Annotated in this window: 14 protein-coding genes; 7 read left to right on the top strand and 7 right to left on the bottom strand. The window is 31.3% G+C overall.

The genetic code is table 11. The features are described 5' to 3' along the window. The first annotated feature begins 413 nt into the window (after positions 1–413). Positions 414–1,157, top strand: a complete 744-nt coding sequence (locus G5V56_RS08135) for a hypothetical protein (RefSeq protein WP_166963694.1) — start codon at positions 414–416, stop codon at positions 1,155–1,157. Between the two features lie 155 nt (positions 1,158–1,312). On the opposite strand, the gene G5V56_RS08140 is transcribed toward G5V56_RS08135, so the two are convergent. The 4 genes from G5V56_RS08140 to G5V56_RS08155 form a co-directional block, all read right to left on the bottom strand. After that, a complete protein-coding gene (locus G5V56_RS08140) occupies positions 1,313–1,996 on the bottom strand; it encodes a peptidoglycan DD-metalloendopeptidase family protein (RefSeq protein ID WP_166963696.1) in 684 nt (227 codons plus the stop codon). A 4-nt stretch (positions 1,997–2,000) separates the two neighbouring features. Beyond that, on the bottom strand, positions 2,001–2,906 hold the full coding sequence (locus tag G5V56_RS08145) for a TIGR01777 family oxidoreductase (protein WP_166963698.1): 906 nt from the start codon (positions 2,904–2,906) through the stop codon (positions 2,001–2,003). 130 nt (positions 2,907–3,036) lie between these two features. After that, positions 3,037–3,711: a tRNA (5-methylaminomethyl-2-thiouridine)(34)-methyltransferase MnmD gene (mnmD, locus tag G5V56_RS08150; RefSeq protein WP_166963700.1), complete on the bottom strand. Its 675-nt coding sequence runs from the start codon at positions 3,709–3,711 to the stop codon at positions 3,037–3,039. A 59-nt stretch (positions 3,712–3,770) separates the two neighbouring features. Then, a complete protein-coding gene (locus tag G5V56_RS08155) occupies positions 3,771–4,277 on the bottom strand; it encodes a DUF4920 domain-containing protein (RefSeq protein WP_166963702.1) in 507 nt (168 codons plus the stop codon). Positions 4,278–4,427: 150 nt separating this feature from the next. On the opposite strand from G5V56_RS08155, the gene G5V56_RS08160 reads away from it, so the two are divergent. Continuing rightward, the gene (locus tag G5V56_RS08160; RefSeq protein ID WP_166963704.1) at positions 4,428–5,495 is read left to right on the top strand and encodes a branched-chain amino acid aminotransferase; all 1,068 of its coding nucleotides are present in this window, start codon (positions 4,428–4,430) and stop codon (positions 5,493–5,495) included. Between the two features lie 42 nt (positions 5,496–5,537). On the opposite strand, the gene G5V56_RS08165 is transcribed toward G5V56_RS08160, so the two are convergent. Then, positions 5,538–5,924, bottom strand: a complete 387-nt coding sequence (locus tag G5V56_RS08165; RefSeq protein WP_166963707.1) for a pyrophosphohydrolase domain-containing protein — start codon at positions 5,922–5,924, stop codon at positions 5,538–5,540. Positions 5,925–6,439: 515 nt separating this feature from the next. Then, complete coding sequence (locus tag G5V56_RS08170) at positions 6,440–8,479, bottom strand: dipeptidyl-peptidase 3 family protein (protein ID WP_166963709.1); 2,040 nt, start codon at positions 8,477–8,479, stop codon at positions 6,440–6,442. Positions 8,480–8,671: 192 nt separating this feature from the next. On the opposite strand from G5V56_RS08170, the gene G5V56_RS08175 reads away from it, so the two are divergent. From G5V56_RS08175 to G5V56_RS08185, 3 genes are all read left to right on the top strand, one after another. Then, a complete protein-coding gene (locus tag G5V56_RS08175; RefSeq protein ID WP_166963711.1) occupies positions 8,672–9,694 on the top strand; it encodes an SRPBCC family protein in 1,023 nt (340 codons plus the stop codon). Positions 9,695–9,757: 63 nt separating this feature from the next. Further along, the gene (gene crcB, locus G5V56_RS08180) at positions 9,758–10,123 is read left to right on the top strand and encodes a fluoride efflux transporter CrcB (RefSeq protein ID WP_166963713.1); all 366 of its coding nucleotides are present in this window, start codon (positions 9,758–9,760) and stop codon (positions 10,121–10,123) included. 109 nt (positions 10,124–10,232) lie between these two features. Next, positions 10,233–10,616: a DUF2306 domain-containing protein gene (locus tag G5V56_RS08185; RefSeq protein ID WP_166963715.1), complete on the top strand. Its 384-nt coding sequence runs from the start codon at positions 10,233–10,235 to the stop codon at positions 10,614–10,616. An 8-nt stretch (positions 10,617–10,624) separates the two neighbouring features. Here the strand turns inward: G5V56_RS08185 and G5V56_RS08190 are convergent, their stop codons facing one another. Further along, on the bottom strand, positions 10,625–11,230 hold the full coding sequence (locus tag G5V56_RS08190) for a DUF1684 domain-containing protein (protein WP_166963717.1): 606 nt from the start codon (positions 11,228–11,230) through the stop codon (positions 10,625–10,627). 237 nt (positions 11,231–11,467) lie between these two features. Here G5V56_RS08190 and G5V56_RS08195 point away from each other — a divergent pair, with 237 nt between their 5' ends. Further along, positions 11,468–12,673 carry an MDR family MFS transporter gene (locus G5V56_RS08195; RefSeq protein WP_166963719.1) on the top strand — a complete coding sequence of 402 codons (1,206 nt, stop codon included), beginning with the start codon at positions 11,468–11,470 and terminating at the stop codon, positions 12,671–12,673. A gap of 7 nt (positions 12,674–12,680) precedes the next feature. Further along, entirely contained in the window at positions 12,681–13,652 is a 972-nt protein-coding gene (locus G5V56_RS08200; protein WP_166963721.1) for a YpdA family putative bacillithiol disulfide reductase, read from the top strand.

The following is a 13,652-nucleotide window of genomic DNA, read 5'->3' on the forward strand; positions in this document are numbered from 1 at the left end:
AAAAGACCTGATAGTTCATTCTATCGGGTTTTTTATGTTTAAAATTACCATAAAAGCACAATTTATTAAAAAATTTATTTAACTTAATTCAATAATTGATATAAGTCTTTCAAACAAACATATAATATAAAAGTTACAAAACATTTTACCACTATCTCTTTTTTATAAAGTAAATACTATGTCACTTTTATTACACTTCAGCTTTTTATTATTGTATAATTTAGCAATCCATCATACAGCTTAAAAATCTTATATTTTAAGAAAAACCAAACTGGATAAAAAAATCTCAAAAACTATATAGCTAGGAGTATTCATAAGATTCATTAACATAAATAAAGGTAAGTATGCTCAAAATTTGAGTGATTTTAAAAAAACATTACATATCAAAAAAAAAACATAATAAAAATTATAGAATGAAACATGTATTAATAATACTCATAACACTTTCAAACTTTTGCTCTATTGCTTCAAATAAAAAAAGTTTTTTAGCTGATACTACAAAAGTAACAGAAGCAAACGTTTTATACAAAACAGTACGAGACGACAATTATATGTATCTAAACATTAGTACTACAGATAAAAAAACCGCAATGGCGATAATTAAAAATGGTCTTACAGTGTATTATGACATTCAAGGAAAACAAAAAAAAGATGTTTATGTAAAGTACCCATATACCTCAAATACAACAAAACCTCAACAAATCTCTAATCTTAGTAAATACGCAGATGAAACAAGTACTGTAGACTTAAAAGCCAGTATAGAACAGCTATCCAAAGAAGGCGAATATGCTTATTTTGATGCCATAGAACAATTTCACAAAGACCTAAATACTTTGGATATTACATTGACTTACAAATACATAACTTCGAAACAATTGCTTGAATTCTCAATTAGAATTCCGATGGACAAAATAACTTCTAAAAAACATACTGATTTATCCAAATTAAAAATAGGCGTTTTTACAAATACAATTGAAAAACGTCTTGACAAAGGAGCACAACAAAGTCAGAATCAAGGAATGAAAAGTGGTGGTGGTCGCAGAGGAAATGGAATGGGACAAGGTGCGAAAAGTAGAGAAAATGGTCAGAAACCAAATACAACGACTAAAAAAGTGTCCATTGATTATTGGTTTAACACTAATTTAGACAAGAATTAAAAAACATTTTAGAACACGTTATATAAATAATTATGGCACAAACCGAATTATAAAAGAACACACGGTTCTCTATTTGGTTTGTGTCTAGTTGAATTAGTTGTGAAAACGAACGCAACTAGCTATAAACAGACAGTCAAACAAAACTTCCTCAAAAATCATAACTTCAACAACAAATTAGGATCTGGACAATTCTCTAAATAAAATTCTAAATCAGTTTTACTACAAACACCTGGATAATCACCTTTGTAATCTTGAATATCTTTGATGATTTGAAAATGCAAGTGTGGCGGATAATCACCATTTACTGTAGCATCCCCTAAAGTACCTATCACCTCACCTTGTCTAAACATTTTACCAACTTCCAAACTCGCTATAGACTCCAAACTTAAATGCCCATAAAGCGTATAAAAGATAACGTCATTTATTTGATGCTTTAAAATAATGGTTGGTCCATAATCTCCATAATTGGTATTGTTTTTAAAACTATGCACTGTTCCGTTTAATGGAGCCAAAACAGAGGTGCCTGCTGAAGTCCATAAATCAATCCCTAAATGAATATTTCTATTATTTTGATTTTCTGATTTGGTAAAATGCGTACTTCGTTGATAAATAGCTCGGGTTTCATTATAACCACCAAAACCAACCAATGTATTTTGTCTTGATAATTGTTCATTAATGAATGTCTCTAAGGATAATAATAAGGACACATCAACGGTTTGAAGTAATTTATTGTTCGCAGATAAATCTATCGGAACGTATTTTGAAAGCGGAATACTCTTATCTATTACAAAAAAACCATTAGAACTTATTCCTGCTAAAAATGTTTCAAATGAATTCATAAAATCATTTAAGTAAATTGTTTAAAGCAGGCTTTAAATGATGAAACTTAAATTGAAAACCAGCATCTTCTATTTTCTTAGAGCTTACACGCTGACTTAAAAATAATAAGGTATGCATTTGCCCTAAGACTAGACTCATGAACCATTTGGGAATATTTGGTAAAAATACTGGTTTATTTAACACTTGACCGCAAGACTTTGTGAATTCTTGATTTGTAACAGGATTCGGTGAAACCGCATTAAATACGCCACTTAAATTATTTTTTAGAACGTATACAAACAATCTTGATAAATCCATAATGTGTATCCAGGATTGCCAATGCTCACCAGAACCAAACGCTGCTCCTAGTCCAAACTTCATGGGCTTAATTATTTCTGGTAACGCTCCTCCCTGCTTTGAAAGCACCAATCCTATTCTAATTTTTGTAACTGGAATATTGAGTACTGAAAAACCATCAACAGCTTGTTCCCACTGTTTCACAACCTGACTTAAAAACGTATCATCTCCTTCAGAATATTCTTCTTCATAATAATTAGATAAGGAATCGGGATAAATACCAATAGCACTAGCAGAAATAACATGTTTTATTTTATAATCACTCTTAATCAGAGAATTAATTAAAAATTGGGTCGGTTTAATTCTGCTCGATTCTATTTCTTTTTTATAACTTGATGTCCAACGCTTTGAAATAGTTGCGCCTGCTAAATGAATAATGGCATCAACATCTTTAAAACATGCCAAATCAATATCATTAGTTTTAGGATTCCAATAAAATCCTTGGTAGATATCACTATCAGAGATTTTAGATTTGCTTGTTGTTAAAAAACTAACTTTTATATTTTTTGTATGACATAGCTTTACAATCTCCTTTCCTATCAATCCTGTGGCACCCGTAATTAAAACACGCATTTTATTTTTTACATAAAATTACAAAATGAGTTATGAATGCAGTTTACAATTAAGGTAGGTTTAACAAAATATACCTTTAAAATTGTATTTTATAGTGTAGATTAAATCTTTTACTACAGTAAATATTTAATTACGCTTCTTTAAAAGCGCGTAACATTTCTCGTTTGCCTGGTGGGCCGGGTAATTTTTCCACCTTAAATCCAACAGCTTGCATAGCTCTTCTTACGCTTCCTTTGGCCGAATAGGTTACTAAAACACCATTAATTTTTAAGGCATCGAACATCTTTTTAAAAATATCTTCGGTCCATAATTCTGGTTGAACACGGGCTCCAAACGCATCAAAATAAATGATATCATATGAGTCTTTATCTTCTATGTCTTTAAACTCTTTTTGCTGTTTGATTAATTTAAATATATCTGTAATATCTTGTTGTATTTCCCAAGAACTATCGTGTAGTTTTGAAAATAATTCAGCATTAGCCTTTAGTTCCTTAACATAATTAAGTTGACTAATTTCTTCCTCTTTAACAGGAAAGGCTTCAACACCGGTGTAGTGAATTTGAGTTTTAGTTTCACCAGATTTTAAAAGTGTTAAAAACGTATTAAGACCCGTGCCAAAACCTATTTCAAGAATATGAATAGGTCCACGATTTTGAAAGTTTTCAATAAAAAAAAGCAAGCCGTGTTTTATAAACACATGATTAGCTTCTTGTATTGCACCATGAATAGAGTGATATCGTTCATTCCAATCTTCAATTTGAATGGTTTTTGAACAATCTCCTGTAGTTATTATTCTGCGCTTCAATGCTTTTTTGGAGTTTAATTTAGTAACGTCCTAATACCATAATACCTGCTTTTAGTCATCTACTTCTCAATTAACAAAACGCCATCAGCTAAAAGTGAAAGCGTCTTTTTGGGTTCTATTATGGCTGCAATTTCATCAGGCGACGCTCCAGCATCTTCAGCAAAATGTCTTTGCTCATCAACAGAAACTTCTTCTACAAAAGCTTTTCCGTTAATTATCACTTCTTCGCCAGCAATGTTTTTAGGCATAAAAAATCCGTAGTCTTTAAATTTTACCATGACCTGCTCGTCATTTCCCAAATTCACTTTCATCCAACAACCTTTAGCCTGACAAACCTCATCTACTTTGGCAATTATTTTTGTATTAATACTATCTCCTAGAGCCATTGTTTTATAATGTTCTGCCATTGATTTTGCTGCAATAGCATCATCAGGAATTATAGATTTTCCAAACGATTTGTACTGGATTTCTGCAACAGGCGCTACAGTATTCTCTTTAGATTTATTTTCATTTTTACAAGAAAACAGAACAATTACAAACAAAATTAAACAGTAAAAAGGCTTCATAATATAATGTCTATTTATTAAAATTTTAATGATTTTAAAGATACCTTTTTTTGCTAAATAATCGTTTTTTTATAACCTCTTATTTGCTTAAATTTGTAGCAATTAAGAACCTGCCTTACATATTGGTATTTCTTTATAAAATCAAATGCAATGAATACAGCCGTAACAGATATAGAAGTCATAAAAGCGAAAACATCAAAAATACACGATGTAGATTTTGAACATTTAAGTTTTGGAAGTGTGTTTTCAGACCACATGCTAGAATGTAATTATAAAGACGGAAAGTGGCAAACACCTAAAGTTGTACCTTATCAACCCATTACTTTAGATCCTTCAGCTAAAATTTTTCATTATGGTCAATCTATTTTTGAAGGTATGAAAGCCTACAAAGATGCTAAAGATGATGTTTACTTATTTAGACCTTTAGATAATTGTAAACGTTTAAATATCTCGGCTAAACGATTGGCAATTCCTGAAGTACCCGAAAGTTATTTTATGGAAGGTTTAAAAACTTTATTAAAAGTTGATAGCGATTGGATTCCTAAACAAGAAGGAAGTTCACTATACATAAGACCTTTTATTTTTGCCTCAGGAAATGGATTTCATGCCTCTCCAGCTAATGAGTATAAGTTTATTATTGCAACGGCACCTTCTGGTTCTTATTTTGCAGGAAAAGTAAAAGTTTTAATTGAAGAAAAATACTCTCGTTCTGCTAATGGTGGCGTTGGTTTTGCTAAAGCTGGTGGAAATTATGCTGGACAATTTTACCCAACCCAATTAGCTATTGAAAAAGGATATCAGCAAGTTATTTGGACTGATGACAATACGCATGAATATATTGAGGAAGCTGGAGCTATGAACATATTCATTCGAATAAATGACACCTTAATTACAGGACCAACAAGTGATCGTATATTAGATGGGATTACTCGTAAAAGTATTATAGAAATTGCTAAGTCTGAAGGTATTCCTGTTGAAGTTAGAAAAATTACTGTGCACGAAGTAGTCGCTGCCGCTAAAGAAGGCTCGCTTAAAGAAATGTTTGGAGCTGGTACAGCTGCCGTTATTTCTCCTATTTCTGGTTTTGGATATCACGGTGAAGATTTTGATATTCCAGAATTAGAAAGTACTTATGCTAGTTTGTTGAAAAAACGGATTACAGATATTCAAACTAATAAAAGTGAAGATCCGTTTGGATGGCGATTTAAAGTTGAATAATAATATATTGATAATAAAAGAGCAGCCTTTAGCTGCTCTTTTTTATTTATCTAAAATGTTTGCAATATTGGGTTTGAAATAGTTAGGACCCTTTAAAACTTTTCCGTCTTCGCGATAAATAGGTTCTCCGTCCTCTCCTAGTTTACTCATGTTACTACGCTGAATTTCTTCAAATACTTCTTCAATTTTATGCTGCATACCATGCTCTATAATCGTTCCGCATAAAATATAAAGCATATCGCCCAAAGCATCAGCTACTTCAACCAAATCATCACGATTTGCTGCTTCAAAATATTCTTCATTTTCTTCTTTCATTAAATTAAAGCGCAACAAGTTTTTTTCTTTTCCTAAATCTGCTTTTGGTGTTTCTCTATGTCCTAATTTAAATGCTGTATGAAATGCTTTAACAGCTTCAATTTTATTTTTCATGAATCAATAATTTAAGTTCTTTTAAGTAAATTTGCATAAAAATAGAGATATGTTCAGTAAGGGTCAAATCATTTTTGCAGTTATTTTTATAATTGTATTTTCTATAGTTCTTGCATATACTTACAGAAAAGATTTAAAACTTCATAAGCGTTTTTATGCAGGTAGTATATGGGTACTTGTTGCCTTCATTTGTTTTATCTTATTTATTTCTGCAATTAAATATTTTTTTGAATAAGATTTAGAGTAATTCTTCTTTTTAATTTCCTAATAGTCCAACTAATACTTTTAAGTGGTAGGAAAAATTACAATTAACCTGTTATATAAATAGTGAAATTTTATACGCAACCTTTTTATTAATTGCGCATCTGATAATTGAACAAATCAAATAACTATGAATATTTTTATAATTATAGCAGTTCTTATAGCTGTTAATTTATTACTACTAACATTTAGTGTAAATAAAAAAACAGAACCTTAAAGATTCTGTTTTTTTATTGAATTGACTTTCTAATGTTTTAGTTGGTCTCTGGTAAAAAATTATATTTTTTACTATAATTTAACATCTGCTCCTCAAACGTTTTTGACTGGGTTACTTTGATAGCCACTATCTCTCCTGCTTCATTGGTTTCTGGAACCAACACTGGGTTTACAAATCCTGAATATGGTGGTGACGTAAATTGTTTATTTCTTTCTAGAACTTCGGCATGTAATTTTTGATCAACTTTAACACCGTAGGTTTCAACTAATTTTTCAACTGCTGCATAATCTCCTTCAGATTTTATACGTTGTGTTTCGCGTAATAATTGCCCGAATAAATCATGAAGTTTTGCATAATCGGTGATATTAAAATAGGTTTTACCATCACGTACAATTTTTTCAATCACATTATCTGCTTTGCCTTTATCAAATACCCAAGCAGACACCCATTGTCTGTTACGCATATGCGCTTCTTCTACATCATCACCTAAATTTAATCTAATTAATTGTGTTAGTAATCCATTTCGTATATAACCGTCATAGGCCGCCATACCCACTTTTTTCCAATCGTCTACCAAACCAAGTTCTTGAAGTTTAGGATCGTATAAATAGTATAAAGCCACTAAATCTGCACGCCCTTCTTCTAAGGTTGATGCATAGTTTTTTAAGGTTTCCTTAGTTTCTCCTACACCGGGATTTAATTGTCCAGACGCATGCCCAATCACTTCATGTAACGCTGTATGCAGTTTATCTGCTAATTGTCCATATTTTTCTTCAGTTTCAAATTCTTCTTTATCATTAACAAATTCCTTTAATCTGCCTGTGCTTCCTGCATTATCATAAGCGTCAATAATATTTCCTAAAGACACCGATTTACTTCCAACAGCAGTTCTAATCCAATTGGCATTTGGTAAATTCACACCGATTGGGGTGCTTGGTGAGGCATCACCAGCTTCACCAGCAACATTAACAACTTTATAAGTAACACCAACGACATTCTTCTTTTTATGTTCATCCATAAGCGGTGAGTTATCTTCAAACCATTGCGCATTATCTGACACCACTTTCATTTTTTCTGACATGTCAAAATCATTAATTTGAACAATACTTTCATAAGAGCCCGTATATCCTAATGGGTCGTTATATACTTCAATAAAACTATTAATATAATCTATATTTCCTGAGGTAGCTTGACTCCAAGCCACGTTATAATCGTCCCATGTTTGTAAATCACCTGTTTTATAATAATCAATTAGTAATCCCAGTGCATGAGCCTGAGAGTCATTTTCGGCAACTCCTTTTGCTAGTTCTAACCATTTAATAATTTCATCGATGGCAGAACCATATAATCCGCCTGATTTATAAACGCGTTCTTTTAAAGTGCCATTTTCCTTAACTAACTGAGAATTTAAACCAAATGATAACGGTTTTTCTGGATTTGGTGATTTTTTAGCTTTATAAAAATCAATCACATCTTTATTAGTCACATTTGGGCCGTACATATTAACTGCAGAAAGTCCAACATTATCAACTCCTTTGGCTTGATTTACTTTTTTATCATCAACATCATTAAATATCACATCAAAAGCATCTCCTTCTAATGTTGTATTTGTTTCTGCTAACAACTGCTTTAAATAGTCTGCAGAAAATCCTGGTTTAATCTTATCGTTTGAATAATGATGATGTATGCCACTGCTAAACCATACGCGTTTTAAATAGGTATCAAAAGCCTTCCAATCATCTGTAGTTTTATCACCTTGATAACTTGTATAAACAGATTCTAGTGCTTTTCTAATAGTTAAGTTATAACGGTAATTTTGATCCCAGATAATATCCCTTCCAGACAAACCAGCTTGCGTAAGATAGTAAGCTAATTTTTGTTCTTTTAAAGAAAGTTTTTCCCATCCAGGAATTTGATAACGCAATATTTTAATATCTGCAAATTGCTCGACATTATAATTAAATGCGGTCGTATCCTTCGCTACAAGATTTTCTGCTTTTTTTTCAGAGGTTGCTTTCCCACAGGATGTTATAATTAACGCAATTATAAACAGCCTTAATAGTGATTTTAGTGTCATTAAATAATTATTAATTTGTTTGAATTATATTGTTTAAAATAAAAATTAATAACGGTTGATTTATTGAATAATTCAAATAGTATCATTTTTGTTATTAATTATGTATTTTTAATATAACAAATATAAGAATTTATTAATCAATGAATATAAATGATTACCTTTGATTTATAGTGTTTTAGACAAAAATAGCTCATGAAAATATTTAAATATCTTCTTTTTTTATTACTCATTGTAATAATTGGATTTTGCATTTATACAGCCGTTCAACCTAACTCATTCAAAGTCAGTAAAACACGTACTATAAATGCTCCGGCATCTGTGATTTACAATAATGTTATTGACTTTAAAAATTGGAAGGCTTGGTCCTCCTGGGCTGAAGATGATTCTAACATGAAAGTTTATCTTTCTGAACAAACAAAAGGTATTAATGGGTCTTTTTCTTGGGAAAATGCCGATGGCGTTGGCTTTATGAAAACCATTCAAGCGATCCCCTACACGACTATTGAGCAAGATATGGAAGTTGCAGATTTTCCTACCGCTAGTATTCATTGGCATTTTGACCAAAAAAAGAATGGTTCTACACAACTAACCTACGATATTTCTGGAGATAATTTATCTTTCGGATTTAAGGTGTTTTCTATTTTAACAGGTGGTATTGAAAAACGCGTTAATTCTCATTACCAGCTAAATCTTGAAAAACTAGATAGCGCTGTTGTTGCGAATATGGCAAAATACAGTATTACCGTTAATGGAATTACCGAACATAGCGGAGGCTTCTATATTTTTAATTCAACCTCATCTAAAATAACAGATGTTAACCATAAAGTATTTGAATTACTTCCAAAACTTGAAAGCTACATTGATAAATATTCAATCTCTATGGCGGGTTCTCCTTTTGTAAAATATCATTATTTAGACGAAGAAAACAATGCTGCTATGTTTTCCTGTTGTATCCCTACAACATCTAGAGTTATAACTACAGAGAATGACATATTAACCGGACAGTTAGAGCCTTTTAGAGCGCTTAAAACTACCTTATTAGGAAATTATTCGAACTTACAAGAAGCCTGGCAGAATACAATGACCTATATTACAAAGCATGATTTAGTGATTGATGAAACAGGTCCTAAACTTGAAACTTTTATAAAAGACTCATTAGATTCTCCTAACCCAGCAGATTGGAAAACTGAAATTTATATTGCTTTAAAAGAATAACTAAGTATCTGTATCTGATTTTTATGCTATTTTTGAACTCCAGAAACACATAAACAGATTCAAATGAAAAATCTACTTCTTGTTTTTTTAGGTGGTGGCTTTGGTAGTGTATTGCGCTATATAATAAGTAAATATTTAAACAATCCAGTTACAGGCATACCTTATGGCACGTTTGCAGCCAATATTTTGGGAAGTATGCTTATAGGTATCATTTTAGGATTGGCGGCCAAAAATAATACACTGTCTCAAAATCAGACATTACTTTTAGCTACTGGGTTTTGCGGTGGTTTTACAACCTTCTCAACCTTTGCTTATGAAAACCATGTGTTTTTAAAATCTGGTGATTTTACAAGTTTTGCTATCTACACTGCAGCTAGCTTTATAGTTGGTTTTCTTGCAGTATTTTTAGGTATGTTTTTAGTGAAGTAACTAATGTCGGTTTTTTCGAAATCTTCAATATTAAATTATTCTGTCTCATAACACAAAAGAATAATTAAATTTTATATTTTTCACATAAAAAAATTAAAGAGAAAAAGGAATGAACTATCTTGATTTAATGTATCTCCATTTAGCAACTGTTCTGCCTTGCTTTATCATAGGAACTGTATTATTAGTAATAAAAAAAGGTACAACGATTCATGTAAATTTTGGAAGAGTATACATGATTTTAATGTTGTTTACAGCTATGGTTACTCTTTTTATGCCTGCCCATGTTGGTCCAAAAATCTTCAATCATTTTGGATGGATTCACAGTTTTAGCTTTTTAACCATTTACACCATTCCAACAGCTTATTGGGCTATAAAAAAGGGCAATGTAAAAGCGCATAAAAGAAAAATGATATTGCTTTATTTTGGGGCTATAATAATTGCAGGTGCATTTACATTTTCTCCTGGAAGATATTTACATGACCTGTTTTTCTAAAGTTTAGTTTAATGCTTTTTAAAAGCTTTAACTCCTGCTTCTATTCTTGTTTTTAAATAATTTTCTCTTGGCACAATTGGGCAAGAATATTTGTGATTATAAGCACAATATGGGTTGTATGCCGAATTAAAATCTATAATAATTTTGTCGGTTTTTGGTATTCTTAAATCAATATAACGTCCGCCACCATAGCTTTCAATGCCATTGGTTTCATCAGAAAAAGGTAAAAACAAATAATCTTCATAACCATCTTCTTTCATTAAATCCTGATTTTGATAAACGTTTAAATGAAATATTTCATCCTTCAAAAAAAACTCTAAAACACCATATTTTACATATTCAGGACGTCTATCTGTGGTGGTTTTCATTTTAAATGATTTTTCATTAGGTGTCTTTGTAAATAATGCTTCAACCACATAAGTTGAATCGTATTTAAAAAAATCTAAACCTTCAAAATCTTTTATATCTTCATCAGTTAACGGAGAGGTTGTGGCATCTTTATATTCAGCATTAAGCTCTCTTTGAAAAGGGGTTTCTCCTTGTAGCGATTTCTTACCCTCGTTACAACTTATTAAACTAATAGAAAGCACAAAAAGTGTGATAATCAATTTCATTTTAAAAAATTTATAGGTCAAAAATACAACTTCCAACTATTTTATATACATTTGAAAAATTAAAAAATATAAAAATGCGTAATAGCGTCACAATTTGTAAGCAATACTGGACCTCTAGAAATAGATGTTGGACTTGTTGTATATTGTGGTGATATTATTTAAAATATAACACTGTATATGAAAGTCCAACTGAAAAGTTGGACTTTTTTTTATCAATCAAACCAAAAACATCGACAGATGAAAACACTTTTTAATAATTACATTAACACCTTTAAAGGTCTCTCCAGAGAAGTATGGTGGCTTGCGTTAATTACACTAATAAACCGGGCAGGCACGATGGTGATTCCTTTTTTATCGCTATATCTCACTACCAGTTTAGAATTTACATTTAACGATGTAGGATGGATTATGACTGCTTTTGGTTTAGGTTCTGTTGTTGGATCTTGGCTTGGCGGAAAATTAACTGATAAAATAGGCTTTTATAAAGTTATGGTTTTTAGTTTATTAACTACTGGCCTATTCTTCATCTTACTACAATTTTTAACCACATTTGTATCATTTTGGATAGGTATATTTTTAGTCATGCTTATTGCCGATATGTTTAGGCCTGCTATGTTTGTCGCTCTAAGTTCTTACAGCAAACCGGAAAACAAAACACGTTCAGTTACACTGATTAGACTTGCTATTAATCTTGGGTTTTCTGCTGGTCCTGCTATTGGTGGTATTATCATAACCACACTTAGTTACGGTGGCTTATTTTGGGTAGATGGCATTACCTGTATGATAGCAACATTAGTTTTAATTAAAGTGCTTCATCCAAAAAAATCTAAAACATTAGATGATATTAAAGTACAAAATCCGCAATCTGCTTATCATGATCGTGTCTTTTTTATCTTTTTAGGAGCTATGGTATTGTTTGGTATTGTATTCCTGCAATACTTTTCTACTATGCCATTATACTACAAAGATATTCATCATTTAAGCGAACTTCAAATTGGTATTTTGTTAGGAATGAATGGCTTTTTAATCTTTGCTTTTGAAATGCCTCTAATAAAATGGTTAGAAAATTCCAGATTTTCACATTCTGGTTTGATGCTCTTTGGCGCTGTTCTTACTGGTTTAAGTTTTCTTATTTTAAACTTAACCTCATGGGCAGGTGTGCTTATCATTGGGATGTTATTGATGACTTTTGGAGAAATGATTGCATTCCCGTTTTCAAATGCTTTTGCAATGAGCAGAGCAAAAAAAGGCAATCAAGGAGAGTATATGGCACTTTACAGTATTTCTTTTTCAATTGCCCATATTTTTGGTCATAATGCTGGATTGCATATGGTTGCTGGTTTTGGTTTTGATAAAACTTGGTATTTCACTACTATACTTGCTGTCTTATGTGTATTTTTACTCTTCATTTTAAAACAAAAAATGACAATTAAATTAGTTTAATACAGTTATGATTATAGAAAAAGACGTCCTAATTATTGGTGGAGGACCTATTGGTATAGCCTGTGCGTTAGAATGTAAAAAGAAAGGTTGGAATTATGTGGTTATAGAAAAAGGAGCTCTTACAAACTCGTTGTACAATTACCCAAAAAACATGACTTTTTTTTCAACCTCAGAAAAATTGGAGATTGATGAAATTCCTTTTATAAGTAAAAATCCAAAACCAAACAGAGATGAGGCTTTGGAATATTATAGACGTGTGGCAACATCTAATAATTTAGAAATCAACTTATATGAATCGGTTTTAAATATTAATAAAATCGATTCTATGTTTCAAATTAAAACCTCAAAACAAACGTATTCATCAAAGAAAGTTATTCTTTCTACTGGTTTTTATGACATTCCTAATTTATTAAATGTTCCTGGTGAAAACTTACCAAAGGTGATGCATTATTATAAAGAAGCTCACCCTTTTACGATGCAAAACGTCATTGTTGTGGGGGCCAGCAACTCATCTGTTGATGCCGCATTGGAAATATGGCGCAAAGGCGGACATGTTACAATGGTAATACGAGGCGAAAGTATTGGTGAACGGGTGAAATATTGGGTACGACCAGATATTGTTAATAGAATTGAAGAAGGAAGTATCAAAGCCTATTTTAATTCAGAAATCATTGAAATTACTGAAAATGAGGTCGGTATAAAAACACCAAAAGACACTAAAACAATTAAAAATGATTACGTGGTTGCTCTTACAGGTTATCAACCAGATTTTAAACTTCTAAAAGAGATTGGCGTAAAAATTTCAAAAAATGATAAGAAATTGCCAAACTATAATCCAGAAACCATGGAAACCAATGTTAAAGGATTGTATTTAGCTGGTGTTATTTGTGGTGGCATGGAAACCCATAAATGGTTTATCGAAAATTCTAGAATTCATGCTAAAATAATTGCAAAACATATAGATTCTGCATTTAATTAA

Origin of the sequence: Yeosuana marina, from assembly GCF_011762485.1 — a bacterium.
Classification (GTDB): Bacteria; Bacteroidota; Bacteroidia; order Flavobacteriales; family Flavobacteriaceae; genus Yeosuana; species Yeosuana marina.

What these genes read in the sequence shown, in the direction of transcription:
- G5V56_RS08145 (WP_166963698.1), bottom strand. Translation starts at nt 2,906, where the DNA reads ATGCGTGTTTTAATTACGGGTGCCACAGGATTGATAGGAAAGGAGATT.
- crcB (WP_166963713.1), top strand. Translation starts at nt 9,758, where the DNA reads ATGAAAAATCTACTTCTTGTTTTTTTAGGTGGTGGCTTTGGTAGTGTA.
- G5V56_RS08135 (WP_166963694.1), top strand. Translation starts at nt 414, where the DNA reads ATGAAACATGTATTAATAATACTCATAACACTTTCAAACTTTTGCTCT.
- G5V56_RS08170 (WP_166963709.1), bottom strand. Translation starts at nt 8,479, where the DNA reads ATGACACTAAAATCACTATTAAGGCTGTTTATAATTGCGTTAATTATA.
- G5V56_RS08165 (WP_166963707.1), bottom strand. Translation starts at nt 5,924, where the DNA reads ATGAAAAATAAAATTGAAGCTGTTAAAGCATTTCATACAGCATTTAAA.
- G5V56_RS08140 (WP_166963696.1), bottom strand. Translation starts at nt 1,996, where the DNA reads ATGAATTCATTTGAAACATTTTTAGCAGGAATAAGTTCTAATGGTTTT.
- G5V56_RS08155 (WP_166963702.1), bottom strand. Translation starts at nt 4,277, where the DNA reads ATGAAGCCTTTTTACTGTTTAATTTTGTTTGTAATTGTTCTGTTTTCT.
- G5V56_RS08160 (WP_166963704.1), top strand. Translation starts at nt 4,428, where the DNA reads ATGAATACAGCCGTAACAGATATAGAAGTCATAAAAGCGAAAACATCA.
- G5V56_RS08200 (WP_166963721.1), top strand. Translation starts at nt 12,681, where the DNA reads ATGATTATAGAAAAAGACGTCCTAATTATTGGTGGAGGACCTATTGGT.
- G5V56_RS08195 (WP_166963719.1), top strand. Translation starts at nt 11,468, where the DNA reads ATGAAAACACTTTTTAATAATTACATTAACACCTTTAAAGGTCTCTCC.
- G5V56_RS08185 (WP_166963715.1), top strand. Translation starts at nt 10,233, where the DNA reads ATGAACTATCTTGATTTAATGTATCTCCATTTAGCAACTGTTCTGCCT.
- G5V56_RS08190 (WP_166963717.1), bottom strand. Translation starts at nt 11,230, where the DNA reads ATGAAATTGATTATCACACTTTTTGTGCTTTCTATTAGTTTAATAAGT.
- G5V56_RS08175 (WP_166963711.1), top strand. Translation starts at nt 8,672, where the DNA reads ATGAAAATATTTAAATATCTTCTTTTTTTATTACTCATTGTAATAATT.